General features: G+C 69.5%; 23 protein-coding genes. 14 read left to right on the forward strand and 9 right to left on the reverse strand.

What is annotated here, in order from left to right; translation table 11 throughout:
• Nucleotides 1-231: 231 nt before the first annotated feature.
• Nucleotides 232-813 (forward strand): RNA polymerase sigma factor, encoded by a 582-nt coding sequence (locus Q0Z83_RS22715; protein WP_317795984.1) that lies wholly within the window; start codon nt 232-234, stop codon nt 811-813.
• Complete coding sequence (locus tag Q0Z83_RS22720; protein ID WP_317795985.1) at nt 767-1,471, forward strand: anti-sigma factor; 705 nt, start codon at nt 767-769, stop codon at nt 1,469-1,471. The genes Q0Z83_RS22715 and Q0Z83_RS22720 overlap by 47 nt, the downstream gene beginning before the upstream one ends.
• Nucleotides 1,472-1,552: 81 nt before the next feature.
• Here Q0Z83_RS22720 and Q0Z83_RS22725 read toward each other — a convergent pair whose 3' ends face one another.
• Together Q0Z83_RS22725 and Q0Z83_RS22730 are read right to left on the reverse strand one after the other, a co-directional pair.
• Nucleotides 1,553-2,251, reverse strand: coding sequence for a hypothetical protein (locus Q0Z83_RS22725; protein WP_317795986.1), 699 nt, complete (start codon nt 2,249-2,251; stop codon nt 1,553-1,555).
• A 21-nt stretch (nt 2,252-2,272) separates the two neighbouring features.
• Nucleotides 2,273-3,559: a cytochrome P450 gene (locus Q0Z83_RS22730; RefSeq protein WP_317795987.1), complete on the reverse strand. Its 1,287-nt coding sequence runs from the start codon at nt 3,557-3,559 to the stop codon at nt 2,273-2,275.
• A gap of 158 nt (nt 3,560-3,717) precedes the next feature.
• Between Q0Z83_RS22730 and Q0Z83_RS22735 the strand changes: the two genes are divergently transcribed.
• Nucleotides 3,718-4,890, forward strand: coding sequence for an RNA-guided endonuclease InsQ/TnpB family protein (locus Q0Z83_RS22735; protein ID WP_317795988.1), 1,173 nt, complete (start codon nt 3,718-3,720; stop codon nt 4,888-4,890).
• A gap of 77 nt (nt 4,891-4,967) precedes the next feature.
• Here Q0Z83_RS22735 and Q0Z83_RS22740 read toward each other — a convergent pair whose 3' ends face one another.
• The gene (locus Q0Z83_RS22740; protein ID WP_317795989.1) at nt 4,968-5,408 is read right to left on the reverse strand and encodes a hypothetical protein; all 441 of its coding nucleotides are present in this window, start codon (nt 5,406-5,408) and stop codon (nt 4,968-4,970) included.
• On the reverse strand, nt 5,405-6,436 hold the full coding sequence (locus Q0Z83_RS22745) for a helix-turn-helix transcriptional regulator (RefSeq protein WP_317795990.1): 1,032 nt from the start codon (nt 6,434-6,436) through the stop codon (nt 5,405-5,407). The genes Q0Z83_RS22740 and Q0Z83_RS22745 overlap by 4 nt, the downstream gene beginning before the upstream one ends.
• 206 nt (nt 6,437-6,642) lie before the next feature.
• Between Q0Z83_RS22745 and Q0Z83_RS22750 the strand changes: the two genes are divergently transcribed.
• The 3 genes from Q0Z83_RS22750 (at nt 6,643) to Q0Z83_RS22760 (ending at nt 12,130) form a co-directional block, all read left to right on the forward strand.
• The gene (locus tag Q0Z83_RS22750; RefSeq protein WP_317795991.1) at nt 6,643-9,543 is read left to right on the forward strand and encodes a M4 family metallopeptidase; all 2,901 of its coding nucleotides are present in this window, start codon (nt 6,643-6,645) and stop codon (nt 9,541-9,543) included.
• Between the two features lie 150 nt (nt 9,544-9,693).
• A complete protein-coding gene (locus Q0Z83_RS22755; protein ID WP_317797112.1) occupies nt 9,694-11,703 on the forward strand; it encodes a hypothetical protein in 2,010 nt (669 codons plus the stop codon).
• Nucleotides 11,704-11,734: 31 nt separating this feature from the next.
• Entirely contained in the window at nt 11,735-12,130 is a 396-nt protein-coding gene (locus Q0Z83_RS22760) for a hypothetical protein (RefSeq protein WP_317795992.1), read from the forward strand.
• Nucleotides 12,131-12,185: 55 nt separating this feature from the next.
• On the opposite strand, the gene Q0Z83_RS22765 is transcribed toward Q0Z83_RS22760, so the two are convergent.
• Nucleotides 12,186-14,426, reverse strand: coding sequence for a catalase (locus Q0Z83_RS22765; RefSeq protein ID WP_317795993.1), 2,241 nt, complete (start codon nt 14,424-14,426; stop codon nt 12,186-12,188).
• A gap of 162 nt (nt 14,427-14,588) precedes the next feature.
• Between Q0Z83_RS22765 and Q0Z83_RS22770 the strand changes: the two genes are divergently transcribed.
• Together Q0Z83_RS22770 and Q0Z83_RS22775 are read left to right on the forward strand one after the other, a co-directional pair.
• Nucleotides 14,589-15,524, forward strand: coding sequence for a class I SAM-dependent methyltransferase (locus Q0Z83_RS22770; protein WP_317795994.1), 936 nt, complete (start codon nt 14,589-14,591; stop codon nt 15,522-15,524).
• Nucleotides 15,521-16,666: a carboxylate-amine ligase gene (locus Q0Z83_RS22775; RefSeq protein WP_317795995.1), complete on the forward strand. Its 1,146-nt coding sequence runs from the start codon at nt 15,521-15,523 to the stop codon at nt 16,664-16,666. The genes Q0Z83_RS22770 and Q0Z83_RS22775 overlap by 4 nt, the downstream gene beginning before the upstream one ends.
• Here Q0Z83_RS22775 and Q0Z83_RS22780 read toward each other — a convergent pair.
• Nucleotides 16,652-17,614, reverse strand: a complete 963-nt coding sequence (locus tag Q0Z83_RS22780; protein ID WP_317795996.1) for an iron-containing redox enzyme family protein — start codon at nt 17,612-17,614, stop codon at nt 16,652-16,654. The two genes, Q0Z83_RS22775 and Q0Z83_RS22780, sit on opposite strands and share 15 nt — an antisense overlap.
• Before the next feature lie 50 nt (nt 17,615-17,664).
• Here Q0Z83_RS22780 and Q0Z83_RS22785 point away from each other — a divergent pair, with 50 nt between their 5' ends.
• The 5 genes from Q0Z83_RS22785 (at nt 17,665) to Q0Z83_RS22805 (ending at nt 20,420) form a co-directional block, all read left to right on the forward strand.
• On the forward strand, nt 17,665-17,889 hold the full coding sequence (locus Q0Z83_RS22785) for a CDGSH iron-sulfur domain-containing protein (protein WP_317795997.1): 225 nt from the start codon (nt 17,665-17,667) through the stop codon (nt 17,887-17,889).
• A 53-nt stretch (nt 17,890-17,942) separates the two neighbouring features.
• Nucleotides 17,943-18,773, forward strand: a complete 831-nt coding sequence (locus tag Q0Z83_RS22790) for an ATP-grasp domain-containing protein (RefSeq protein ID WP_317795998.1) — start codon at nt 17,943-17,945, stop codon at nt 18,771-18,773.
• 2 nt (nt 18,774-18,775) lie between these two features.
• Entirely contained in the window at nt 18,776-19,300 is a 525-nt protein-coding gene (locus tag Q0Z83_RS22795; RefSeq protein WP_317797113.1) for a GNAT family N-acetyltransferase, read from the forward strand.
• A gap of 108 nt (nt 19,301-19,408) precedes the next feature.
• A complete protein-coding gene (locus Q0Z83_RS22800) occupies nt 19,409-19,909 on the forward strand; it encodes an RNA polymerase sigma factor (RefSeq protein ID WP_317795999.1) in 501 nt (166 codons plus the stop codon).
• A complete protein-coding gene (locus Q0Z83_RS22805) occupies nt 19,902-20,420 on the forward strand; it encodes a hypothetical protein (protein ID WP_317796000.1) in 519 nt (172 codons plus the stop codon). Before Q0Z83_RS22800 ends, Q0Z83_RS22805 begins: the two co-directional genes overlap by 8 nt.
• 25 nt (nt 20,421-20,445) lie before the next feature.
• Here Q0Z83_RS22805 and Q0Z83_RS22810 read toward each other — a convergent pair whose 3' ends face one another.
• Both Q0Z83_RS22810 and pdxR read right to left on the reverse strand, forming a co-directional pair.
• Entirely contained in the window at nt 20,446-22,383 is a 1,938-nt protein-coding gene (locus tag Q0Z83_RS22810; RefSeq protein ID WP_317796001.1) for a putative bifunctional diguanylate cyclase/phosphodiesterase, read from the reverse strand.
• A 42-nt stretch (nt 22,384-22,425) separates the two neighbouring features.
• The gene (gene pdxR, locus Q0Z83_RS22815; RefSeq protein ID WP_317796002.1) at nt 22,426-23,892 is read right to left on the reverse strand and encodes a MocR-like pyridoxine biosynthesis transcription factor PdxR; all 1,467 of its coding nucleotides are present in this window, start codon (nt 23,890-23,892) and stop codon (nt 22,426-22,428) included.
• A 130-nt stretch (nt 23,893-24,022) separates the two neighbouring features.
• Here pdxR and Q0Z83_RS22820 point away from each other — a divergent pair, with 130 nt between their 5' ends.
• Nucleotides 24,023-24,565, forward strand: a complete 543-nt coding sequence (locus Q0Z83_RS22820; protein WP_317796003.1) for a peptidase inhibitor family I36 protein — start codon at nt 24,023-24,025, stop codon at nt 24,563-24,565.
• Nucleotides 24,566-24,631: 66 nt separating this feature from the next.
• On the opposite strand, the gene Q0Z83_RS22825 is transcribed toward Q0Z83_RS22820, so the two are convergent.
• A complete protein-coding gene (locus Q0Z83_RS22825) occupies nt 24,632-25,978 on the reverse strand; it encodes a cellulase family glycosylhydrolase (protein WP_317796004.1) in 1,347 nt (448 codons plus the stop codon).
• Nucleotides 25,979-26,001: the final 23 nt, after the last annotated feature.

The following is a 26,001-nucleotide window of genomic DNA, read 5'->3' on the forward strand; positions in this document are numbered from 1 at the left end:
TCAGCACCGCCAACAGCACACCGATGATCATGAGAAGTTGCACCCACCACGGCATGTCGTCGCGGCCACCAGCCATGCTTTCCTCCGCCCTGGAGTACAGAGTGCTTCGAGCATAGGCAGTTCGATGGTCCTTGATGTGCCCACTCGAAACAAAACGACCATCGACTGCAACCGCCGAGGGGCCGGCGAACGAAGTACTCGGAGAGCCCTTGGTGGGAAGGAAGGAGGTCGATGAGTTCCGACGACGAGCTCGCCCAGCGGTTACGCGACGGCGACCAGACAGCACTGCGCGAGACGTATGACAGGCACGGCGCGGCCGTGCTGTTTCTGGCCCAGCGTCTGCTGGGCAACCGTGCCGACGCCGAGGACGTCACCCAGGTGACGTTCGTGGCGGCCTGGACCGGCCGGGACGGCTTCGATCCGCAGCGCGGCACGATCCTGGCCTGGCTGCTGGGCATCGCCCGACGCAAGGCGGTCGACCGGATCCGGGCGGCCACCCGTGAGCAACGCACCACCGAAGCGGTGCAGGCGCAGCAGCCACCCGGCCCGGGAGCCGACGAATCACCCGAACGGGTCGTCGACCGCCTGGTCGTCGCCGACGAGCTCGGCCGGCTGCCCGCCGATCAGCGGCGCACGCTCGAACTGGCGTTCTTCGACGATCTGACCCATCCACAGATCGCGGCGGTCACCGGGCTGCCGCTCGGTACGGTCAAAAGCCATCTCCGACGTGGAATGGCCAACCTGCGACGCCGTTGGGAGGTGGACGGTGCAACATCTGGATCCCGATCGGCTGGTCCTTCTCGCGCTCTCTGAAGAACTCGAGGACGACACCGAGGCCGACCACCTGCGACAGTGCGCCGACTGCCGGCACGAGATGCAGGGGCTGCGGGACGTCGCCGACCTCGGTTCGCAGACCGCTGAACTACGTGATCTGCCCCCGCCGCCGGAGCATCTGTGGCGGGCCATCGAGCACGAGATCACCGCGCCACCGGCACCGGTCGTCGACCTCACCCGGCATCGGGTGCGACGGTCACGGCCGCGGTGGCTGACACCCGCGCTCGCCGCGACGGCCGCAGCGGTGCTCGCAGTGGCCGGGACGGTCGGGTTCGGCCGGGTCTTCGACCGGGCCCCGGCCGAGCAGGTGACGGCTCGGGCGACACTCGCCCCGTTGCAGACGGTGTCACCCGATGCGGGCGGTGCCGTGCAGGTGCTCTCCGACGGGCAGCTGCGGATCGGCGTACACAATCTGCCGTTGACCTCGGGTTTTCAGGAGGTGTGGCTGCTCGATCCGGACACTCCCGGGAAGATGGTGGCGGTCGGGAACCTGCCCGCGTCGGGGGATGCCGTGCTGTCGGTGCCGCCCGGGACCGATCTGAACCGGTACCGGCTGGTCGACGTCAGCGACGAACCGCATGACGGAGACGCCACACATTCCGGGAAGAGCCTTCTACGGGGGACTCTCACGAAATAGCCGAGCCGATGCCGACGGAGTACGGGTGGTGGCTGCCGCAGCCGCCACCCGTACCCGATCGGAAAGAAGCCCCGTCCGGTGTCAGATGTGACACCGGACCCGGGCGATCACCGCATCGTCCGGCACCGAGTCGAGGTGGCCGTCCATTTCCAGGATGTGCGTGTCCCAGCCGCGGTCGTCGGTGTATTCGGTGAACCATCGCCCGTCCGAGGTCAGGTAAGCGTGCGTCGCGATGGCCTGGGCGGCCGCGCGGGCCAGGAAGTGACCGCGGTCTCCGGCGAAGACCACCACGGGATCGGCGGTCAACAGCGAAAAGGTGAAGTACGGATGGTCCTGCGAGGCCGCGGCCTGCGCGAACTCCTGCACGGCCGGCTGTTGGAGCCAGGCTCGCTGAGCCGACTCGGGATCGTCGTGGATCTCGTCGAAACGCGCGCGCGGCAATGCACCGGGATGGGCGCGGACGACATCGGCCCACGCATCCCAGGTGCCTGCCGCATGATCGCGGGCCGATCGGCGCATCGCGGCGAAGTCGATGATCCGCTTGGGGGCGGCGACCACGACCCCGTCCCCGACACGTAGCGCGCTCGGGTCGTCCGCGTATTCGGGTCGCAGCGGCAGCAGGCTCTGCTGAGGCAGCTGCCACCAGTCCCATGCCGCGTCCACGTCGAACGGCTCGTGGGCATAGTCGTTGTAGTCGAACGGGGCGAGTGCCGCCGTCAACGCCGGAACGACCAGCTCAGGCCCGACCGGCGCGAGGAACACCGTGGTGTAGAACTTCACGCCGCATGGTAGAGCCGCCGATCAGGCAAGATCAACTAGGAACCGGCGGCCCGGGTTCGGTCCGGGGGTGGCCGTGATGCGCAGCGGCCGGCCCGGATGCGTCGGTGTGACGGTAAGGTGCCGCACCAGCAACGCCGCCGTCGCGACCGCGAGCACCTCGGTCATCCCCGCACCGAGACAGGTGTGGCCACCGACCGAGAACGGCGCGTACACCGAGGCCCGGCGCCCGGCCGTGAAATCCCGATCGATGTCGAACCGATCCGGCTCCGGGAAGAACTCCTCGAGGTGGTGCGGGACACAGGTCGCCACCAGCACCCGCCGCCCCTCGGCGATGTGCCGACCTTCAAAGTCAAAGGCCCTGGTCACGGTACGGGCGGAGCCGGGCGCCGGCGGATAGACGCGCAGGGTCTCCAGAACCAGCCCACGCAGAGCCGGAAGTTCACGCAGCCGCTCCCACGTGATCGGCTCGGCACCGACCTCGTTGGTGACCCGTTCGAGAACGGCTGGATTGTCCAGAAGCGCCCGCAGCATGAAGCTGTACAGGTAGGCGACCGTGTTGACGCCCGCGAAGTACCCCTGCAGGGCCATGCCCGCCCGAACGTCGAGCGGATACTCCACACCGTTCTCGTCCACCGCGTCGAGGGCCTGATCCAGCAGGTCACGCGGCCCACCGGTCGGATGCGCGGCCCGGTCGGCGAGTGCGTCCCGCGCGAAAGCGAGGATCTCGGCGCGCGCCCGCCGGTACGTGGGCAGCCGCAGCGCCGCCGCCGGCCATTTCCCGGCGATGGTGACATCGAGAACCAGCTCGAACGCCGATCGCAGCGTCGCGAACCGGGCCGCCGAACTGGCGCCGGTGAACGCGACGGACAGCTGCGCGGCGGCCAGCCGCTGACAGGCGTCGACCACCGGCAGTGCCCGCCGCCCCCGCCAACCGTCGAAGGTCTGCTCGGTCTCCCGCACGACGTCGTCCCAGCGCGCGGCCAGCAGGTCCCGGGACAGCCCGGTGGCGAGAACCTTGCGCAGATGCCGGTGCGGACGCCCGCGCAACACGTGCACCCGCATGCCGAACTCCCGGTTCAGCCCACCGAAACTGACCTCACTGGAGAACACGTCCTCGCCGTGTTCGAGCAGAAACCGGTTGGCACGCTGCCCCGCCATGATGACGAACGCCTGGTTGAGGGCCTTCACCCGATAGACCGGACCGAGCCGGTGGTAGGTGTCGACGAAGAACCGCTGAACGTCGCCCATCATCGGCAGGGCGTTGCCGAGCAGGGGCAGTCCGGGCACTCGCGGGGGCGGCGGCGTCATCAGATTACTCCCGGTGATACTCCGGCTTTCAGGCCGGGGAGGAAGCGGAATGTCCTGGGGAGCAGGGCAGGGATGGCCGATTCGCCGTCCGGGCGGATCGGTGTCAGGATGGCCGGCCCGCCGCGTTTGTGTTCATACGGGTGTTCCATCCTGTGTGGATGGTCAAGGGAGTGGAGCGCGGATTCCGGTACCGCTTCTACCCCACACCTGCTCAGGCGCAGTTGTTGACGAGGACGTTGGGGTGCGTGCGGCCGGTCTACAACCTGGGGTTGCAGGCCCGGCGGGACGCCTGGCAGTCCCGGCGGGCGACGCTCGGCTATGCGGCGACGTCGTCGCTGCTGACCGGCTGGAAGCAGACGCCGGAGTTCGCGTTTTTGAATGAGGTGTCGTGTGTGCCGTTGCAGCAGACGCTGCGGCACCTCGACACCGCCTACCAGAGGTTCTTCAACGGTGAGGCGCGGTTTCCGCGGTTCAAGTCGAAGAAGCGGTCGCGGCGGTCGGCGGAATTCACGAGCAGCGGGTTCAGCTACCGTGATGGTGAGTTGCGGCTGGCGAAGCTGATGGACACACCGTTGGCTGTGGTGTGGTCGCGGCCGTTGCCCGCCGGTGCGGTGCCGAAGACGGTGACGGTGTCGCAGGACCGTGCCGGCCGCTGGTTCGTGTCGCTGCGGGTTGAAGCACCCGTCGCCACCGCCCCACCCGCCACGAAGATGGTCGGGATCGACGCCGGTATCAACCGGCTGCTGACCATGTCCGACGCCGATCCGGTGGACAACCCGCGGCACGAGCGGCGGGAGCGTGCCGCGTTGGCGCGGGCGCAGCGGGAGTTGGCGCGGAAGGAGAAGGGTTCCCGTAATCGGGAGAAGGCGCGGTTGAGGGTGGCGCGGGTGCATGCCCGCATCGCCGATCGGCGTCGGGATGTGTGGCATCAGGTGACGACTCGGCTCGTGCGCGAAAATCAAGTGCTCGTGATCGAGGACCTCGCCGTGGCCAACATGCTCAAGAACGGTCGGCTGGCGCGGGCGATCAGCGATGCGTCGTGGGGCATGTTCCGCACCCTGCTCGAATACAAGGCCGAAGGGTACGGGCGGACGTTGATCGCGGTGCCGCGCTGGTATCCGTCGACCCGGCTGTGTTCGGTGTGCGGGGTCCGGGCGGAGAAGATGTCCTTGTCGGTGCGGGCATGGCGCTGTGCCGGTTGTGGGACGCAGCATGATCGGGACGTGAATGCGGCCCGGAACATTCTGGCCGCCGGGCTGGCGGTGACGGCCTGTGGAGCTGATAGAAGACCTCAACGGGGAACCACCTCCCGGGCGGGCAGTCGGCGATGAAACAGGAAACACTCTGGGGCGACCCAGTGGAATCCCCGTCCCTTCAGGGCGGGGAGATGTCAACCGTGCATTGTGGATCACGGCAGCCACCGAAGGCCGTCGGCGGACAGTGGTGGCAGCCGGTCACGCGCCGCGGGCCGCGGATCCGGGCCGCGGCCGATCACGTCCATGCCGGCCGGGGTCACCAGCGACCGGTCGAAGGTGAGCACGATCAGTTCACCGTCGTCGCTGAGGTGTTCGACCCGCCATCGGCTGGTCAGCAGCCCCAGGACGCCCCGGCCCCGCCAGGTGAACCACCCGGTCGCCGGGTCGAACCGGTCGACACCCGAGATCCGCCGCTGCCGGCCCGCCCGGGTGCGATAGGTGACCTCGTCACTGAACCGCAGATCCGGGGCGGGCAGCAACCCGTACGAGAAGACGGGGTTGATCTTGCGCCCCGACAACCACATCGGGAAGGTGGTCGCCAGCACCCGCCACTCGCCCGGCAGTGTCGCCCGCAGTGTCTCCGCGTCGATCATTCGGCGATGATGCCATTCGCCGGGCTGTCGCGCTGATCGCTCAGCCACCCCCGTCTGCCCGCCAGCACGGCGAGCTGGAAACGGGTCCGGGCGCCGAGCACGGTTGCGGCATCGCTGATGTGCTGCTGAACGGTACGACGGCTGATGTCGAGGATCCGGGCGATCGTCTGGTCCTTCATTCCGGCCGCCATCATGCGCAGGATCTCCCGGGTCCGCAGGTCGCGCCCCGAGGCCGGCGGGCCGTCGTCGGTGTCCGGCAGGTCGTGCCGCCTCGCCGGCGACACCGGCTCGGCGCGGTCCCACACGCTCTCGAACAGGGCCACGAGCGCCGTCACCAGTGCGGGTGAGTGCACCACCAACGACCCCGACGACGGGCGGTCCGCCCAGATCGGCAGCAGGGCCGACGCCCGGTCGAAGATCACCAGTTTCACCGGGATCTGCGAGGTCAGCCGCAGCCGGCCGCCCTGTCCCGTTCCGCGCAGAGCGGTCGACAGTGACACCGCGTCGGTCAACCCGTCGGTCTCGTACACCGACCGCATCCGGACACCGGGCGTCACGCCCACCGGATCGGCCGACGTGCTCGTCACGTACGGCGGCTTCGCCAGATGCAGCACCTCGACCGAGCTTTCGGCCAGCAGCCGGCGATAGCGCGCGGGCACCTCGCCCTCATCCTCCAGCACCTCGACCATGCCGGTGGCGCGTGGCGCGGCCACCGCCTCGTGCGTCTCGAAGAGGCGCTCGACGAGGTCCTCGACCCGGGCCAGTTCGGCCCGCTGCCGGGCCAGCAGCGCACCGAGCGACGGTCGCGGCGGCGCGGCCGCCCATCGAGGTGTCACGCCACCGAGGCGGGACGCCAGTGCCGAGTCGGTGAGCAGCCGCAACGCCCGCTCCGCCGCCGCCGGTGACAGCCCGGCCGCCGACGCCACCTCGTCACGGTCCGCCGATCGCACCGCCATCAGGTGCTCTAGCACCCGGCCGGCGGACGGATCGAGACCCGTCACCGACCAGGGTATGTCCGTTGTCGTCATGCGCAGTTACACCCCTCGATCCCGAGCATGCTCGGATCGAGGGCGGCTCGGGTGAATCGGGGATTACGGCTACGTAAGAACCCGTCCGTCGGGCATGGACGGTCTGCGCACTTGCGCAAGTGCACAGGGTCGTCCTTGTGACGGCGGTCGAGCCCGCGGTGAGGTGGGCGAACCGGATCCTGTTCACAACCTCGCAGGAGCACCAGTTGCGCAGACCCACGGCACTACCCGCAATCGCCGCCCTGACGGTGGCCGCACTCCTCGCAACCACCGCCCGGCCGGCGAACGCGGCGACCCCGCCGCCGGCCCCGGACGAGTCCGTCCCCGTCACCGTGGCACCGGAAACGGACACCCCGGCACTCGTGGACGATGTGGCCGACCCGGTCGACGCCACCATCGCACCCGACAGGGCCGCCAAAGCCCACCTCGCCGGCCACCGGGATCGCTACCGGATCGGTGATCCGGCCGGCACGCTCACCACCGCGAGCGTCGAGACCGACGGCGAGCGCGAGACGGTACGGCTGAACCAGCGGTACAAAGGCCTGCCCGTGTTCGGAGCCCAGTACGTGGTGCGTACCGAGAAGACCGCCGGCGAACGCACGGTGACCGGAACGTCGGGCACCTACTTCACCGACCTGGACGTCGACACGACGGCCACCCCGATCCCCACCGCGGTCGCCGTCTCCCGGGCGGTCGAGGAGGTGCGCAGAAGTCTGCACCCCGGCGCCGCGGTGGTGGCCTCCGCCCCGCGTCCCGGCACGACCGCGACCGATCTCGTCGGCACCGACCAGGGGCTGCTGGTCATGCCGACCGGCACCGGTGTGCTCGCGCGCCGCGTGCTCGTCAAGGGCACCGACACGGTGTCCGGCCGGCCCGTGCTGCGCGATGTGTACGTCGGCGCGACGACCGGGGTGCCGCTGCTCAGCGTGAGCCGGCTCAAGTCCTTCGCCGCCGAGCAGCAGCCCGTCGCCGCCACCTCGCCCGCCACAGCCCCGCAGCATCAGGCGAGTACGGGAACCGGGTCGGTCATCGGCCAGGGCACCACGCTGCACGGCACCACCGTGCCGATCTCCCTGCTCGACGCCGGGTCCTACCTCATGATGGACGTCACCCACCGCCGGCCGAGTGGGGCGACGGTACCGATCACCACCTGGGACGGCCGTGGCTGGGACTACTACGACCTGCTCGACAGCCGGTTGCCCGAGGGGATGACGCCGTTCGCGTCGCCGTCCACCACGCTCGGCGCCGACCTCACCGACGCCGGTGCCGTCGACGCCGCCTGGGACGCCGCGCAGGTCTTCGAGTGGTACCAGGCGAAACTCGGACGCGACAGCCTCGACGACGCCGGCATGCCGATCGACTCGGTCGTCGGGATCACCTACGGCGGCAACCCGTTCGTCAACGCCTACTGGGACGGCCTCCGCATGGTGTACGGCAGCGGCGACGACGAATACCTGTCCCTGGCCGCGGACCCGGACGTGGTGGGCCACGAGATGACCCATGGCGTGGTGGAACACACCGCCGACCTGGTCTACGCCGGGCAGCCGGGCGCGCTCAACGAGGCGATCGCCGACTACTTCGGCAACGCCATCGACGTCGACGTGTCGGGCACGCCGATGTCGGATCCGCAGGCCGGCCTGCTCGGCGGCGACCTGTGCCGGACCCTGGCGCCCGCCGACTGCGCCCTGCGCGACCTCGACGACGGCGCCACCACCGCGGACTTCCAGCACCTGATCGACATCGCGTCGATGGATTACGGCGGCGTGCACCTCAACTCGACGATCGTGTCCGGTGCGCTGTGGGACCTCCGCCAGGCACTCGACAAGACGCTCGCCGACCGGATCGTCTACCGCGCCCTCACCGACTACCTGACGCCGATGTCCGACTTCGTCGACGCACGCGACGCCGTGCTCGCCTCGGCCAAGTCGTTCCACCTGAGCAAGAAGGACCTCAAGGTGGTACAGACCGCGTTCGACTCCCGCGGGATCACCGCGAAATGGAAGGCGAACCTGTACGGCAAGGGCACCAAGATGCTGATCGACCGGCTCAACACCGGCATGTACGCCGACATGAAGGCGAGCGCGGCGGGCGGCTGGTTCACCGTGCCGCGGTCGGACGCGAACCGCACCGAACCGACCTCGATCTGGGTCGGCCGCATCGACGGCAAGGGCACCCCGTACCGGATCTCCCCGGACGACGGCAGCACCAACGGCTTCCCGCACACCGACGGCAGGCGGGTGGTGTGGCTGTCGATCCTGCTGGACCCCGACTCGCCGACCTGGGAGACCAACCGCATCCTGTCGGCCCCGATCGGTGGCGGCCCGGTCCGGGAGCTCTACCGCTCCCCGTACCGGATCGACGGCCTCGGCTTCGACCGCGACGTCGTCACGTGGAGCCAATACGATCCGGCACAGCAATACCTCGACGTGGTGCGCTACCTGCGGATCGGCTCGCCGACCGTGCACACCCTCACGCATCCCGACTGGTTCGGCAACGCGACGGCGCCGAACGTCGAGGGCGGGAAGATCTCCTACGTCCGGTACGAGATCTTCCCGCAGCCCGACGCGAACGGCCACTGGTGGTCGCTGGGCGTCGAGGTGCACGACCTGGCGACCGGGCGGACCACCTACGCCGGCGGTGATGCCGGCGCCGAGCGGATGAGCTACCCGGACCTGTCCCGCACCGGCGTCGCCTGGATGACCGACCGCGACTACGGAACCATCGTCGACGGCGAGTGGAGCAAGGGCGCGTTCCACAACTCGGTGCGGCTCTTCGACCTCGCCACAAGCACCAGCCGGCTGCTCTTCGAGGAGAACTCACCGCAGGCGATCCGCGCCGACACCGTCGCGCTGTCCGACACCACCCTCACCGTCACCGAGGAGGCGCCGGTGAGCGCCTGGCTGGAGAACGGCGGCTACCCGGACAACTCGCTGAATCCGAAACTCAAGCAGTACACGTTCCAGGGCAGGTACATCGGCCCGGCATCGTGCAGCCCCGGCGCGCAGATGTTCGCGACCGCGGCATCGGGACGCGAGGTGATCTTCATGGACTCGTCGGCGGCCGGCTTCGGCCTGGCGTACGCGTCCGGAGCCAGGTCCTGCAGGTGACGTCCTGGTGAATCGGCGTGCCGGGACCTTCTGCCCCGAAGGTCCCGGCACGCGCTGCCGTGCCGTTCGGGAGCCCCCGCGCGGGCGGAAATACGTTTCTCCGATTGCATTCGCTCCCTAGGATCCTCGGTGATCAAGGGGGATGACACGGTGGGCGACTTCCAGCAGTTCGTGGCGGATGTGACTTCGCGTTTGACGGCGATGTCCAAGGGTGAGTTGTACGTGGTCGGCGACCGGCTCGACCGGGATTCGCTCTGGCTCACCTTCCTCGAGTCGTTTCCCGCCGGCACCAATCTCCGATTCCGGGAGCGGTCCGAATACGACTGCTCGACGTGCCGCGTATTCGTCAAGAACTTCGGCACCGTCGTCGAGATCCGCGACGGTCGGGTCCGTACCGTCTGGTCCGGGGTCTCGGCTTCCGATCCGGTCTTCTCAGTCGTCGCCGCCGCCCTGGACGAGTTCGTCGGCTCGCTGCCGTTGTCCGGCATCTTCCGGTCCAGCGAGACGCAGTACGGGACGAAGACGACCCGGTCGCTGCGCGACGGTCAGGTCGAGGTGTGGCACCACCTGCACGGCCAGGTGGCTAAGCAGCACCGGACCACCGACGTCGGCCCGGCCCGGGGCGCCTTCGACACCACGGTGCAGGTGTTTCAGCGCGGTCTCGACGAGCTGACCGGGCAGGCTCTGGACACCGTCGTCGACCTCATCGACGACAACGCCCTCTACCGGGGCGCCGAGCACCGCCGGGCGGTGACCGAGTTCCGGTCGCTGCGCAACCGGTGGACCCAGGCGACCGACGCACGGGCCTTCGTGTTCGCCAACGCGATGAACCCGGCGGCCCGGTTCCGTAACACGGTGATCGGCACCCTCGTGCAGGATCTGTCCGAGGGCGTCGACCTGGAGCATGCGGTCCGGTCGTTCGAGACGAAGGTGGCGCCGCAGAACTACCAGCGCCCCACCGCGTTGATCACGCCGGCCATGGTGAAGGCCGCCATGAAGACCATCGACGAGCTGGGCATCGAGGAGTCGCTGCAGCGACGGTTCGCCCGACTGTCCGACGTGTCGGTCAACAACGTGCTGTGGGTCGACAACGACACCCAGTCGCGGATGAAGGACGGCATCGAGGGGCTGCTCATGCAGGCGGCCACCACCGGGGCCTCGGCCGCGCGTCTTCGTGACGCGAAGCCGGAGGAGGTTCCCGTGCTCACCTTCATGAAGGACATCCTGCCCGGTGCCGCGAGCATCGACCTGTGGGTCGCCAACAGTCACGAGCCGCACTTCGTCAGTCTCACCACCGGCCGGCACCCGGACGCGCCGCGGTTGTTCAGCTGGGATAATGACTTCGGTTGGTCGTACGGCGGGAACGTCACCGACTCGATCAAGGAGAAGGTCAAGCGGGCCGGCGGCAACGTCACCGGCAAGCTGCGGGTCAGCCTGTCCTGGTTCAACCACGACGACCTCGACCTGCACGTGTACGAACCCGACGGCACCCACATCTGGTACCAGGACAAGCGCCACAAGCTGGATGTCGACATGAACGCGAGCAGTCCGCTCTCGAACGAGCCGGTGGAGAACGTCACCTGGGCCGGCCGGATCGCCGACGGCGAGTACCGGATCGAGGTGAACCAGTTCCGCAAGCGGGACAGCAGCCGGGGCGGCTTCGTGATCGAGACCGAGAGCGACGGGAAGATCGAGCACTACAGCTACGAGCGGGCGGTGGGTCAGAAGGAGACGGTCGAGGTGGGCCGGATGACGGTCGTCGGTGAGGTGATCACCGCTTTCCGGCCGGGTGCGGGCCTGCAGTCGGGCAGCGCCGGTAAGGATCTGTGGGGTATCACCACCGAACAGTTCGTGCCGGTGTCCACCGTCATGTACTCACCGAACTACTTCGACGACAACGAGGTCGGCAACCGCCACTACTTCTTCATGCTGAAGGGGTGTGTGAACGACCAGCCGACCCGCGGCATCTACAACGAGTTCCTCCGCGGTGACCTGCACCAGCACCGCAAGGTGTTCGAGGTGCTCGGCGACCGCACCAAGTGCGAGCCGTCCACGGATCAGCTGTCCGGCCTCGGCTTCAGCTCCACGGTCCGCAATGCGGTGGTCGCCAAGGTGACCATGACCGGCGGCCGGCGCCGCCTGATCAGCATCCAGTTCTGAACTCCTATCCGGACATCCGAGAGAGGCCATCGTGACCATTTTTGAAGCGGCCACGCGGGAGAAGTTCCGCTACCCGTCGACCAAGGGCCTGCTGACCACGGAACAGCTGTGGGAGCTGCCGCTGACCGCCAAGTCCGGCTTCAGCCTCGACGACGTGGCCAAGGCCGTGCACGCCGAGCTCAAGGCCGTCGACACCGAGTCGTTCGTGGCCACCGAGACCAACCCGGCCAAGGCGACCTGGGAGACCAAGCTGGAGGTCGTCAAGCACGTCATCGCCTTCCGGATCGCCGAGGAGCAGGCGGCGAAGGCGGCGGCGGCCAAGAAGCTGGAGAAGGAGAAGCTGATCGCGGTCCTGGGCCGCAAGCAGGACGCGGTCCTGGAGAACCTGACCGAGGCCGAACTGCTGGCCCGGATCAACAACCTGTAGTCCATGGGCGGACCGGATGCCCGTTCGGGCATCCGGTCCGACAGTGTGGAGAGGGTCAGCCGACGGTGGCGGGGAAGCGTTCCCACACCCGGTGCGAGGCCATCAGCTTCTGTACGGCCGCGAGGACACCTGTGGCGGTGTCGTGCACGACGACTCCGGGACTGGCGTCCAGGCCGGTGTCGCGCAGCAGCTGTGCGCCGGCGCCCCAGCCGCCGATCGCCTTCGCGTGCCGCCAGCACTCGTCGATCAGCAGGTTGACCCGCGGGTCGACACCGGCCGTGCCGGGTGCGCCGGACTTCTCGTCCCGGGCCACGAACGCGTCCGGCGCCGGGACCGGGGCCGCGGCCAGCAGGAGGGCGTCGAACTCGATCGAACGGGCGGTGGCGAAGGTGCGCTGCACGATCAGAGAGTCGATCTTGCCACCGTGCGGGGCGATGATCAGCGGCACCATGCCCGCGGCGAGGATCGCCTCCCGTACCTCATCGGCGTCTTTGATGTCGGTCTCGTCGACGACGATGCCGATGATCCGTCCGTCGGCGGGCCACTGCCGACCGACCTGCGACAGCACCGGGCTCGGGGTCACCTCCGGCAGTTCGATCGTCGGTTTCGGCGCGGGCAGGCCCAGGCCCAGGGCGACCGACGCGCACAGCACCGGGTCGATGTTGGCCAGGCACTGCAGCTGCCGTTCCTTGATCGCCTGTTCGTAGCATTTGCCGAGCTCGAAGGTGTAGGCGCGGATGATGTGTTCCTGCTCGACGGCGCTCATGCTCTTCCAGAACAGCCGAACCTGGGTGTAGTGGTCCTTGAACGAGACCGGCAGGTCGCGGACCTTCGGCGCCTCGGTGACGGTCACCGGGACGTCGACGAAGCCGTCCTCGGCCGGGAACGGGTTGCCGCCGTCCAGCGAGTTCGGCCGGTACGGTGCGACACCACCGTGCACGGCGTGCTGGTGGAAGCCGTCGCGGAGCATGTCGTTGACCGGCGCGTGCGGCCGGTTGATCGGGATCTGGTGGAAGTTCGGCCCGGCCAGCCGGGTCAGTTGGGTGTCGAGGTAGGAGAACAGCCGGCCCTGCAGCAGCGGGTCGTTGGTGACGTCGATGCCGGGCGGCAGGTGGCCGAGGTGGAACGCGACCTGCTCGACCTCGGCGTGGAAGTTGGTGGGCGTCCGGTTCAGCACCAGCTTGCCGACCGGCTGCACCGGAGCGAGTTCCTCGGGCACGATCTTGGTCGGGTCGAGCAGGTCGATGCCGGCGAACGTCTCCTCCGGGGTGTCTGGGAAGACCTGCAGGCCCAGCTCCCACTCGGGGTAGGCGCCGGCTTCGATGGCGTCGTAGAGGTCGCGGCGGTGGAAGTCGGGGTCGACACCGGAGGCGAGCTGCGCCTCCTCCCAGACCAGGGAGTGCACGCCCAGCTTCGGCTTCCAGTGGAATTTCACCAGCACGGTCTCATCGGAGTCGTTGACCAGCCGGAACGTGTGGACGCCGAAACCCTCCATGGTCCGGTACGAGCGGGGGATGCCCCGGTCGGACATGTTCCACATGGTGTGGTGCTGGGCTTCGGTGTGCAGCGAGACGAAGTCCCAGAACGTGTCGTGGGCGCTCTGCGCCTGCGGGATCTCCCGGTCCGGGTGCCACTTGCCGGCGTGGATGATGTCCGGGAACTTGATCGCGTCCTGGATGAAGAACACCGGCATGTTGTTGCCGACCAGGTCGAAGGTGCCCTCGTCGGTGTAGAACTTGGTGGCGAAGCCGCGGGTGTCGCGGACCGTGTCGGCCGAGCCGCGCGAGCCGAGGACGGTCGAGAACCGTACGAAGACGTCGGTCTCCTTACCCTTGGCCGCGAGGAAACCGGCCCGGGTGAGGCCGGCGGCGGTGCCGTAGCTGGTGAACACGCCGTGGGCGCCGGCGCCGCGGGCGTGCACGACCCGCTCCGGGATCCGCTCGTGGTCGAAGTGGGTGATCTTCTCGCGGAAGTGGTGGTCCTGCAGCAGGATCGGGCCGCGCGGGCCGGCTTTGAGTGAGTGGTCGGTGTCGCGCAGTCGGGTGCCCTGCGCGGTGGTCAGGTAGGCGCCCTGCTGGGCGAACGCTTCCGGCGCGGCACCGGTCGGCACGCCGGTGGGGGTGACGGTGTCCGGTTGCCCCTGTTCGTGGCTCGGGGGTAGTGGGGCCGCCGGTTCGGTCGGCTCGGCGACGGTCGGGGTGCCACTGCCGGGCTTACCCGGGATCTCGGGCTTGCCGTCGCCGGTCACGGCCGTGACCGCGTCCTTGATCACCTCGGCGGGGGTACGCGCTTCCATCAGGACAAACTCCTCAATACGTACGATGCGGTCGCCGTTCGCATACCCGGCTGCCGGACCGGCAAACGGACCTGTCACGTGCCCGGCGCATACCACCACCGCGTCGCCCGAAACCCCGACGTCGCCGTGATTGGACCAGGCATCCGGGGGGATCCACCGTCGGTGACGACAACGAGCGACGAACTCCACCGGCTGGGCCGTGCACTGCGCGAAAGCGGCTACGAATTCACCACGGTCACCCCGGCGACGCACGCCCGGGTCAACCGGCGGCCGGACAACACCGAGGCCCGCGACCTGCGCGGGGTGTTCGGATGGAGCCGGCCGTTCCGGCCGGAGACGGTGCCGGGCGAGATCCTCGACATGCTGCGGGCCGCGGACGCCGTCGAGAGTCACGGTTCGCTGTGGCGCAGCAAGATCCGGTTCTCATCGTACGGCGGAGAGCTCTTCGTCCACTCGGCCTTCCCGACCGACGCGGCCGATGCGGTGTTCTTCGGCCCGGACACCTACCGGATGGCCGACGCCGCCGTGGCGCACGTCGGCAGCCGATCCGAACCGCCGGCCCGGGTCGCCGACGTCGGCTGCGGCAGCGGCGCCGGGGCCGTCGCGGTGGCGAGATCGGCCCCGCACGCGCAGGTCGTCGCCGTCGACATCAACCCGGCCGCGCTACGGTTCACCGAGGTCAACGCCCGCCTGGCCGGGACGGCGAACGTGTCGCCGCAGTACAGCGACCTGCTCGACGCGGTGGACGGCGACTTCGACCTGATCATCGCCAACCCGCCGTTCATGATCGACCCGGCCGGCCGGACCTACCGCGACGGCGGCGGTCCGGACGGCAACGACCTGCCGCTCTCGCTGATCGACACCGCCGCGAAACGCCTGACACCCGGCGGAGCGCTGGTGTTGTTCGCCGGCACCGGCATCGTCGACGGCCGGGATCCGTTGCGTGCCGCGGCCGCCGAACGCCTCCACGGGACCGGTCTGACCTGGACCTATCGCGAGGTCGATCCGGACGTGTACGGCGAGGAGCTGGACGGTCCGGCGTACGCACACGCCGACCGCATCGCCGTGGTCCTGCTGACCGCCACCCGCCCGCGGTGAGGACCCTCGGCGGCGAGCCCGACGGTCGGACCTTCAGCAGCGATCACGTCGTGCCCACCTTCGGCGGCGATCACGTCGTGCGGACCTTCGGGGTCGAGGAGGAGTTCCTCCTGCTCGACCCACGAACCGCGCAGAACGTACCGCTGGCCGACAAGGTCGTCGCCGCCCTGCCGGAACCGTTCCGGGAACGCAGCCGCCGGGAGTTCCGGCCCAGCATGATCGAGATGGTCACCGACGTGTGCACCAGCACCGACGACCTCTCCCGGCAGCTGCGCGACGCCCGGGCGGCGGCCACGGCGGCGGCACACTCGGCGGGCGCGACACTGACCGCGATCGGCGCCACCCCGGTCGCCGAAACCGACCCGCGGTCCAGCGACGACCCACGGTTCCGGGCGATCACCGACCACTATGGGCCGATCGCCCGCGACCCCGCGCTGTGCGGCTGCCACGTCCACGTCGGTGTCGCCGACCCGCACCTGGCCGTCGACATCTGCACCCGCCTACGCGCCGACCTGCCCCTGCTACAGGCACTGACCGCGAACTCACCACTGTGGCTCGGCACCGACACCGGCTACGCGAGCTGGCGCTGCGTACAACTGCGGCGGTGGCCGACCGTCGCGCCGTGGCCGCACCTGCGGTCGGTCGCCGAGTTCGAGCAGACCGTGGCGGCGCTGGTCGCGTCCGGCGACATGATGGACGACAGCATGGTGCTGTGGTGGGCCCGGCCGTCCCGGGCGTTCCCGACCGTCGAGGTCCGGGCCGCCGACGTCTGCCTCGACCCGGCCGACACCGCCCTGCTCGCCGCCCTGGTCCGGGCCATGGTCGACACCGCCGCCCACAGCACCGCCCCGCCGGTCCCCGACGTGCTGCTCCACGCGGCCCACGGCAGCGCCGCCCGGCACGGCATGGCCGGCACCCTGCTCGACCCGCGCACCGGCCGGGCCGTCCCGGCATGGGACCTGGTCGGTGCGCTCGTCGACCGGATCACGCCCGCCCTGCGACACCACGGCGACCTGGAGACGGTCACCGCGGGCCTGCACCGGATCCACGTCGACGGCACCGGCGCCGAACGGCAGCGCCGCCTGCTCGCCCGGGGCCTGTCGATCCCGGACATGCTGGCCCGCACCTCAACCGCGCAGTGAGGAACCGCCCGCCGCCCACGCGTCCAGCACCGACCGCGCCCACAGGTTGTCGACCGCCAGCGCGCAGCGGGCACCCCACAGCACCTGCCCGGCGAGTTCCGGCTCGCTCACCGCGAACGACCCGCACAGGTCGTGCGCGGCGATCTGCTCGTGCACCGCGTCCGCCTCCACGTGCTCGTCATAGAAGGCGGTCGCGCTCGCGTCCCCGCCGAGACGACGCAAACCGTTGCCGTACGCCCGGTTCGGCAGCGACGACGTCATCTCGTACGCGGCGAGATGACCCAGGATCGCCCCGCGCCGAGCCCGGTGCAACGCGAAGAACGACATCAGGTTGTTGACCGCCAGCGTGGTCGCCGGAACCGTGTCGACATAGGCGCCGTAGGTCAGGTCCAGACCGAACCAGGTCATCGTCTGCTTGAACAGTTCCTGATGCATGCGTTCGGTGACGCCGGCCCCGTACTCGTCGAGCTGGATCTCGATCAACGCGGCCTTGGCGCGCCCACCCAGCCGCGGGATCGCATAGGTGTGCGGATCGGCCTCCCGCAGGTGATACACCGACCGGTGCGTCACGAACTCACGGAACTGCTCCAGGGTCGCCCGGCCCCGCAGATAGCCCGACAGCGACGGCCCGTCGTCGGCCGCGACCAGCCCGCCGAGCAGCTGCGGCACCGCCGCCGGATCCACCTGCGGCACCGCGCCGACCAGGTCGTTCAGCCACGCTCCGAGACGGAGCTCCAGCCCGGTGCGCAGCCGCAGCAGGTCAGGGTGATGCTCCCAGGCGTCGTCGACGCCGTCCCAGCCCCGGTAGGCCAGTTCGTAACAGACGAACAGCGACAGATGCAGATCCTCGTCATCGTCCGGCGCGATCCCGGCGATCGGCGACACGTCACCACCGAGAGCATCGATCAGGGCGCTGGACAGGGAACCTCGCGGTACCGGCAGCTTCATGCCGGACCGGATTCCCGTTTGGCGAACCCGGAAACGGAAATCCGATCACCATGACGTCGACCATCACACCGTACGAGGACGGTCCGCTGATCATCCGCGGCGACTTCGAACTGCGCACGCCCGACGGTGAGCCCATCGACCCGGGCCGCCGCACGATCGCCCTCTGCCGCTGCGGCAAATCCGCAGCCAAACCGTTCTGCGACGGCACCCACAAGACGTTCCGCTTCCGCGCCGGCACCGGCCGCGACTCCCCCACACCCCGGACTACGGGCTGACCTGCCCCTTTTCGCGCGCGATGACCGTGGCCGTGATGTGTCAAGATCAGCCGATGGAATCCGGTCGGCCCCGTGTCCTCTACGTCAGCGACCTGGCCTACCAGGCCCGCGGACGCCGGTACTGCGACGAGGACATCTACCTGACCGCCCGGCTGCGCGGCCGGTTCGACCTGGCGATCTGTCATCCGCTGGACGCTCGCGCGTTGATGCACGGATTCGACGCGGTGGTCGTCCGTAACAGCGGGCCGGTGCTGCACTACCGGGACGAGTACGACGCATTCCGTTCAGCCGCCACCGAGACCGGCGTGCGGGTCTTCACCGAGCTGACCGGTAACGGTGACATGGCCGGTAAGCAGTACCTGCTCGACCTGTACGCCCAGGGCCACCCGGTGATTCCCACCGTCGACCGGCTCGAGGACGTCGGCCGGCTACCGGACACCGACGTCTACGTGGCGAAACCGAAGTTCGGCGCGGACTCGGCCGGTCTGGTCGTCGTCGCCCGGGGCGACCTGCCCGGGCTCGACTTCACCGACCTGCTGGTGCAGCCCCGCATCGACTTCGAGTACGAGGTCTCCTTCTACTTCATCGACCACGAGTTCCAGTACGCCCTGTACGCGCCCCGGCCGCAGCAGCGGTGGGAACTCGAGACCTACCAGCCGGACACCGACGACCTCGCCTTCGCCCAGCGGTTCATCGACTGGAACAGCGTCGAGCACGGCATCCAGCGGGTGGACGCCTGCCGTGCCCGTGACGGCGCACTGCTGCTGGTGGAGCTGGAGGACCTCAACCCGTACCTGTCACTGGACCGGGTCGACCCGGCCACCCGCGACCGGTTCGTCGAAGCCCTGACGGCCGCCCTGCTCCGTCTGGTGGCCCGACCGTGACGATGTCGCCGTCGTTGCGCACCGCGCGCCTGAGACTGGACGCGTTCACCACCGACGACACCGCCGAGTTGCACGAGCTCTTCACCGATCCGGCCACCCACACCATCGGGTCGGGGCCCTTCGTCGCCCTCGAACAGACGCAACGCTGGATCGCCGATCGCAGGGCCGCCCAGCACGATCACGGCCTGTGCTGGTATGCGCTGCGGTGTGCCGAGACCGGGCTGCTGATCGGCAACTGCGGGATGCTCAAGGGCCGCACCGGTTTCCAGGAGCCCGAGATCGGCTACCAGATCCGGGCCTCCCACCGAGGTCACGGCTATGCCGTCGAGGCGGCCGAGGCGGTGCTGCAGCAGTGTCGCGCGGCGGGGATTCGACGCGTGTGGGCCACCGTGCGACCGCACAACAGCGCCTCGCGCCGCATCCTCACCCGCCTCGGCATGCACCTGGACCGGACGGCGAGCGACGACCGTGGCGACCTGCTCTTCTACGTCATCGAAACGACGTCGGCTCGGCCGGTGTCGTCATGACCCGCCCCGCAACGCCCACCCGGTTGCGCCGACACGGGCGGCGTCACCGCGGTGATCAGATTCGGTAGATGGTGGAACCGGTCGGGGTGCTCGGGGGTGATGACAGGTATGAGCGACTCGTCCGCCGCGTCAGAGGCGGTCTCCGACCTGTTCCGTTCCTGCTATGCGCGGCTGGTCGGCGTCGTCGCGCTGGCCTCGGGCAGCAGGACGGATGCCGAGGAGTGTGTCCAGGAGGCGTTTCTCAAGGCCTTCGACAGGTGGGATCGCGTCTCGGGGTTGGAGTCGCCGGAGGCCTGGGTCCGGACGGTGGCGCTGCGGCTGTCGTCCAACCGTCGGCGCAAGGCGCGGAACATGGTGAAGGCGCTGCTTCGTCTCGGGCCTCCGCACGAAGACCCGCCGCCCGACACGAACCGCCTGGATGTCGTCCAGGCGTTACGGGGCTTGCCCGGCGGGCAGCGGCAGGTCGTCGTCATGTACTACCTGCTCGGGTTCGACGTCGATCACATCGCGCAGGCCCTGGGAGTCGCGTCCGGAACAGTGAAATCGCGGTTGAGTCGGGCCCGTGCAGTCCTCGGTCCGCTGCTGCGGGAGGAGAGCTTCCATGTCTGACATCAAGTCGCTGTTGGCCGCCGAGGCGGAGAAACTGCGTCCGGCGTACGAGCCGGAGTTCGCCGAGTTGCTGGCGGAGAGGACGAAGCGCCGGCGGCGGTACGCCGCGGTCGCCGCGTCCGCGGTGGCCGTGGTCCTGGTGGTCGGCTCGGCACAGTTGACCCAGGGACCCGGGCCACGAGATCGGCAGCCCGCAGACATCCGGAAGCCGCTGCCGGCCGGAGGGGTCATGGACGTCACGGTCACCGGGATGATGCGGATGGTCGGCGGGCCCCTGGGCAGCGGACCGTCCGGGGTCGCGGGCAAGGTTCACTTCGGGTCGGCCGACGGTTCCGTCACCTCCGCCGAGGTGAGCACCGAGGGCAGGTTCAGCGTGGCGCTCCCCGCCGGGCGCTATACGGTGACCGGTACCCCGATCTCGGCCGAGAGCCCGATCTGCCAGGCTCGGGACGAGGTCGTCGTACCGGCCGGCGGCCTCAGCGGTGTCGAGGTGGACTGCCACATCCGATGACGGCACACGGAAAGAGCACCTGATCTCAGGCGGCGAGCAGAGTGTTCTCCCGCAGGTGGCGGGTGAGCGCGTGGGCGGGCATCGGGCGGGCCAGGTGGTAGCCCTGGGCCAGGTCGCAGCCGAGCTCTCGCAGGGCGTCGAAGGTCGCGGCGTCCTCGATGCCCTCGGCCACGACCGTCAGGCCCAGGGTGTGGCCGAGGTCGGTGGTCGAGGCGACCAGCGCCCGGCTGCCGTGGTCGGTGGTCAGGTCCTTGACGAACGAGCGGTCGATCTTGAGCTCGTCCAGGGGCAGCCGCCGCAGGTAGGACATCGAGGAGTAGCCGGTGCCGTAGTCGTCGATCGCCGTCTTGACGCCGAGTGCGCGGATGCGGCTGAGCGTTGCGATGGCGGTGGTCGGGTCGCTCATGACGCTGTGTTCGGTGACCTCGATGCACAGCTGATCGCCCGGCACACCGGTCTCGGCCAGCAGCGCGGCGAGCCGGTCGGGGAAGCCGGTGTCCAGCAGTGAGCGGGTGGCGAGGTTGACCGCGACCGGGACCCGGTGGCCGTCCTGCAGCCAGGCGCGGGCCTGCGTCAACGCCTGGGTCAGCACCTTCTCGGTGAACCTGTCGATCAGCGTGGTCGTCTCCAGGACCGGGATGAACTCGGCCGGCGGGACCGGTCCCCGGGTGGGGTGCTGCCAACGGGCCAGCGCCTCCACGCCGACCAGGGCGCCCGTACCGATGCTGAATTTGGGTTGGTAGTTGACCGTCAGTTCGTCGGTGTTGTCGAGGGCGCGGCGCAGGTCGCCGAGCAGGATGAGGCGGGCGTCGCTGTCGTCGCCGGCCCGGCCGGCGGCGTAGCGGCGGAACCCGAGGCGCTGTTGTTTGGCCAGGTTCATCGCGGTGTCGGCGTGGATCAGCAGCGCGGGCACGCCGTCGCCGGGCCCGGCGGTGGCGGCGCCGATGCTGACCTCCAGGTCGATGGTCAGCTCGTCGATCCGGAACGGCTCGTCGAAGGCGCCGGTCAGGCGGGCGGCGATGGCCTCGCCGATGGTCGGGTCGGCGTCGCGGAGCAGGACGGCGAACTCGTCGTTGCCGAGTCGGGCGACGACGTCCTGCTCGCGGACGGCGTCCTGCAGCCGCCGGCTGACGTCGGTGAGCAGCCGGTCGCCGACGACGTGACCGAGTTGTTCGTTGACGTCGCGGAACCCGTCGAGGTTGACCACCAGCACGGTGACCCGCCCGCGCCGGGTCCGGTGGCGCCGCCGGCGGTGGCTCGCCTCCTCGGTGATCGCGCGCCCGGTCCGGGCGGCGAACGCGACGCGGTTGGGCAGGGCGGTGAGCGGATCGGTCGCGGCGGTCGTCTCCACCTGCCGTCGGTGGACGCGCGCCGAGTAGGCGAACAGCACGAGCACGAGCAGGCTCGCCGCGAAGGCCAGGCCGCTCCCCCACCGCAGGACGCGTGACTCGTCCTGGGCGGCCGACTGGAGCAGGGTGTGGTCGTCGAGGTGACGCTGCCGCTCGGACACCACCGCCGCCATGATCGTCCTGGCGGCCGGTTCGATCGTGTACTCGAGGGTCGTCTCGGCGGTGTCCGAGTCCCCGAGATCGATCGACCGTAGATAGGTCGCCACCTCGGAGTTCAGGGTGCGGTGGGCCTGGACGAGTCCGGCGGTGATCTTCGGGTGATCGGTGTCGACGGCCGCCATCTTCTCCAGGGCGCCCTGCGCCTGGGTGTGTACGGCGGTGAGCTGCCAGCGTTCCTCGCCGTGCGGTTCCCGCAGCGACGCCTGGATCAGTGACATCTCCCAGCTGAGCGCGTAGGCCGCCTCCTGGTAGGCGTCGGTGTTGGCGCTGTCGTGGGCGAGCTCCTCCACGATGGCGGACTGCCGCCACGACCCGAACACCGCGAACCCGGCCAGACCGGCCAGCACGACAGCGAGCAGCCCGACCAGCCACCACGATGTCACTCGCGCGGACATATCTTCGCCTTCCCGCAGCCACCCGTCGCGTCACCATCGGCCTCAGTGTGGCGGACGTGACACTCTTCCCGGTTGCGCTCCGGGTGCACCCGGCTGATCGGCGTCCAGGCAGCGCTGCAGGCGGACCAGGCCCTCGTCGATCCGGCTCTCGTCGATCATGCCGTAGCCGAAGACGACACCCGGCGGGTCGGCCGGTGCGGCGGCGATCTCCGGGAAGCTCGCCACACCCACCCCCGCGGCCTGTGCCCTGATCAGCGCTTCGGCGGCGGTGGTCGTGCGTACCATCGCGCTCAGGTGTAGTCCGGCGGCCGACGGGACCGCCGTGAGATGCGCCGACAGTGGGCCGGCGAGCGCGGCCGCGATGCGGTCGTGGCGCTGCCGGTAGATCCGGCGGACCCGCCGCAGATGTCGGACGAACAGTCCCTGCTCCAGGAAGTCCGCCATGGCGGCCTGAACCGGCAGGCTGGTGTGCCAGTCGGTGAGGAATTTGGCGGCGTGCAGGGCGTGCCGCAGCGACGGCGGATGCAGCAGGACACCGAGCCGTAGGGTGGGCAGCAGAACCTTGGAGAACGAGCCGACGTACAGGACCCGCCCGCCGCGGTCGAGACTGTGCAGCGGCTCCAGCTGCTGCTCGGTGTAGCGGAACTCGCTGTCGTAGTCGTCCTCGACGATCGCCGCATCGTGTCGCCGCGCCCATGCCAGCAGTTCCATGCGCCGTCGCAGCGACAGGGCGACGCCGGTCGGGTACTGGTGCGACGGCGTCACGTAGACCAGGCGCGCGTCGTCGGGCAGCGCGTCCACGATCAGGCCGTGCTCGTCAACCGGGACACCGACCACCCGGGCGCCCTGGGCCGCCCAGATCAGGCCCGGTGGGGCGTAACCGGGCTCCTCGACCGCCGCCGTCGCGCCGGGTTCCAGCAGCACCCGCCCGATCAGATCGAGGGCCTGCTGCACACCGCTGGTGATCAGCACGTCTCGCGGGTCGGTCTCGATGAGTCGGGACATTCGAAGATGACGGGCGGTGAGGGTACGGAGTCCGAGGTGCCCGGCCGGTTCGACGGGCATTCCGGTGCCCACGGCCGACAGGCGGAACTGGTCGGAGAGCAGCCGGCGCCAGGCCGCGAACGGGAACAGGCGGGAATCCGGTGCGCCGACGCGGAAATCGAACTCCGGGGCGGTTCCGAAATCGGGCGGTACGGGCATCGACTGGATCAGGGCTCGGGGAGTCAGCGGGCCGGCCGGCAGCTGCGGGACGGCCGGCTCGGTCAGTGACAGGGTGTTGACGAATGTTCCGGCGCCGGGCCGGCTGGTCAGGTAGCCCTCGGCCACCAGCCGGTCGTAGGCGGTGGTCACCGTGTTGCGCGAGACCTTGAGCTGTTCGGCCAGCTCACGGCTGGACGGCAGGGCCTCGTCTCGACGCAGCCGGCCGTCCAGGACGGCGTCGCGCACCTGTCGGTAGATCTGCCCGGACAGCCCTCCGGTCCGGTCCAACCGGATCGCCACATTCACGTTCGTAGATCATAAGTGGCACCGTCAAGAACCCGTCGAATTGGCCCTGGGAGGCGGACGGCAGCGCTTTTACGGTGGTCGGCAGCGGTCGAAACAAATCGGCGCTTGGTGAACACAACGGGGGTATCAAGTGAACCGGAAAGTGTGGAAGACATTGACTGCGGTCGCGGTCTTCGTCGGAATGTCGGTTCCGATCGGCGGGGCTGCCCAGGCGGTGTCGAGTCAGGAGGCGGCGCTGGCGAAGGCGCCGAACGCGGCCGTCCGCCAGCAGATGCGCGACCAGCTCGACCGGGCGCCCGGCGGCAAGGTGACCGGACCGGCCCAGATCACGTACGGCAACGGCGCCTTCGTGGTCGACTTCGCGCCCCCGGCCGGCGCCACCACGGCGGCGGTGCTGGCCGCGCCGAACTGCCCGCAGTACTGGGTCTGCTTCTACGACCTGACCAACTACGGCTACCCGCGCGGCAAGCTCCAGGACTGCGGTCAGCAGGACCTGGCCACCTGGGGTTGGCGCAACCGGGCCAACTCCGGCCACAACAACCACACCGCGTCGTCGCAGCTGTGGGACATCGACGCCTACATCGGCTACGTCGACATGGTGCCGGGTCAGGCCGTCTCGGACTTCGGCAACGCCAAGAACCGGACCGACCTGATCAACATCAACTGCGGTTGATCCAGCGGTACGGCCGGTGGCCCGGGACGTCGTCCCGGGCCACCGCTCGTCGGGGTGGTGCGTCGGTCAGAAGTCGTCCGGGGTACGGATGCGGTCGCGGATCCAGGCGCCGGCCGGCTTGAGGCGGGCCGTGCCGGAGTACGCCCCGGCCGCGCAGGTGCCCTCGGTGAAGACCGCGCCGGAGCGCATGTCGTCGGAGTAGTTCCAGTTCACCCAGCTGACCTTGTTCTGGGCCATCAGGTCGAGATACCGCTGGGCGCGGGCGAAGTCGTTGCCGCCGTCGCCGGTGGCCTCCTGCGTGCCGAACTCGGTGACGAACATCGGCAGCTTCGCGATCGCGTCGCGGAACGTGGTGAGGTAGTAGTCGTCGTGCGAGGCGGCGTAGAAGTGGAACGTGTACATGATGTTGGTGGCGTTCACCGGGTTCGCCAGGATGCGGGCCACGCCCTGACCGTCGCCGGAGGCGCCGAGCGAGGACCAGTCCTCGGTGCCGACCAGCACGACGCCGTCGGAGTCCTGGGCGCGGATCACCGGGATGATCTGGTCGGCGTACGACTTGATCGACGACCAGTGGACGTCACTCGGTTCGTTGGCGATCTCGTACAGGATGTTGGTCTTGTCCTTGTTCTTCGCGGCGACCTGCTGGAAGAACGTCTTGGCGCGGGCCAGGTTGAAGTTGGGGTCGCCGGGGCTGAGCATGTGCCAGTCGACGATGGCGTACATGCCGCGGTCGTAGGCCTTCTGGATGTAGTCGTTGACCTTGGCGGTGAACCCGGCCGGGTCGGTCTCGTAGCCACCCTCCTGGATGTACATCGAGATCCGCAGGACGTCGGCGCCCCACTCCCGGGCGAGCACGTTCAGGGAGTTGTCGTTGACGCAGTTCGCGTACCACTGCAGGCCGTGGGTGCTCATGCCGCGCAGCTGGATCGGTTTGCCGATCTGGTTGCACAGCTGCCGGCCGCAGACCCGGAGCTGACCGTTGCGGGCCAGCGGTGTGGCGCCGGGGATCGGGGTGGTGATCGACGGCGACGGGGACGGGCCGGTGGTTCCGGTGCAGGACACTCCGTTCAGCTTGCATCCGGCGGGAGCCGCGGGCCCCGTACCGAGGAATCCGAATTTGACCGAGGCGCCCGGGGCGATGGTGCCGTTCCAGGATCGGTTGGTGAAGGTGAAGTGCCCGCCGGAGGTGGTGAGCAGGGCGTCCCAGTAGGAGCCGACTCCGGTGCCGGCCGGGAGGTCGAACTCGACCGTCCAGGAGGTGATGGCGGAGCTGCCGCCGTTGGTGATGGTGTATTCGCCCTGCCAGCCCGAGGTCCAGTCGGACGTCTTGGCGAAGGTGGCGGTGGTGGCGGCCGCTTCGGCCGGACCGACCGCGACCAGGGCGAGGGCGGCGGTGGTCAGGGCCGCGGCCATGGACAGGATGAGGGAACGGGGGC

Source organism: Actinoplanes sichuanensis, from assembly GCF_033097365.1.
In the GTDB taxonomy this organism is placed as follows: Bacteria; Actinomycetota; Actinomycetes; order Mycobacteriales; family Micromonosporaceae; genus Actinoplanes; species Actinoplanes sichuanensis.

What these genes read in the sequence shown, in the direction of transcription:
- Q0Z83_RS22715 (WP_317795984.1), top strand. Translation starts at nt 232, where the DNA reads ATGAGTTCCGACGACGAGCTCGCCCAGCGGTTACGCGACGGCGACCAG.
- Q0Z83_RS22730 (WP_317795987.1), bottom strand. Translation starts at nt 3,559, where the DNA reads ATGACGCCGCCGCCCCCGCGAGTGCCCGGACTGCCCCTGCTCGGCAAC.
- Q0Z83_RS22735 (WP_317795988.1), top strand. Translation starts at nt 3,718, where the DNA reads ATGGTCAAGGGAGTGGAGCGCGGATTCCGGTACCGCTTCTACCCCACA.
- Q0Z83_RS22740 (WP_317795989.1), bottom strand. Translation starts at nt 5,408, where the DNA reads ATGATCGACGCGGAGACACTGCGGGCGACACTGCCGGGCGAGTGGCGG.
- Q0Z83_RS22745 (WP_317795990.1), bottom strand. Translation starts at nt 6,436, where the DNA reads ATGACGACAACGGACATACCCTGGTCGGTGACGGGTCTCGATCCGTCC.
- Q0Z83_RS22765 (WP_317795993.1), bottom strand. Translation starts at nt 14,426, where the DNA reads ATGGAAGCGCGTACCCCCGCCGAGGTGATCAAGGACGCGGTCACGGCC.
- Q0Z83_RS22780 (WP_317795996.1), bottom strand. Translation starts at nt 17,614, where the DNA reads ATGAAGCTGCCGGTACCGCGAGGTTCCCTGTCCAGCGCCCTGATCGAT.
- Q0Z83_RS22785 (WP_317795997.1), top strand. Translation starts at nt 17,665, where the DNA reads ATGACGTCGACCATCACACCGTACGAGGACGGTCCGCTGATCATCCGC.
- Q0Z83_RS22790 (WP_317795998.1), top strand. Translation starts at nt 17,943, where the DNA reads ATGGAATCCGGTCGGCCCCGTGTCCTCTACGTCAGCGACCTGGCCTAC.
- Q0Z83_RS22795 (WP_317797113.1), top strand. Translation starts at nt 18,776, where the DNA reads ATGTCGCCGTCGTTGCGCACCGCGCGCCTGAGACTGGACGCGTTCACC.
- Q0Z83_RS22800 (WP_317795999.1), top strand. Translation starts at nt 19,409, where the DNA reads ATGAGCGACTCGTCCGCCGCGTCAGAGGCGGTCTCCGACCTGTTCCGT.
- Q0Z83_RS22805 (WP_317796000.1), top strand. Translation starts at nt 19,902, where the DNA reads ATGTCTGACATCAAGTCGCTGTTGGCCGCCGAGGCGGAGAAACTGCGT.
- Q0Z83_RS22810 (WP_317796001.1), bottom strand. Translation starts at nt 22,383, where the DNA reads ATGTCCGCGCGAGTGACATCGTGGTGGCTGGTCGGGCTGCTCGCTGTC.
- Q0Z83_RS22825 (WP_317796004.1), bottom strand. Translation starts at nt 25,978, where the DNA reads ATGGCCGCGGCCCTGACCACCGCCGCCCTCGCCCTGGTCGCGGTCGGT.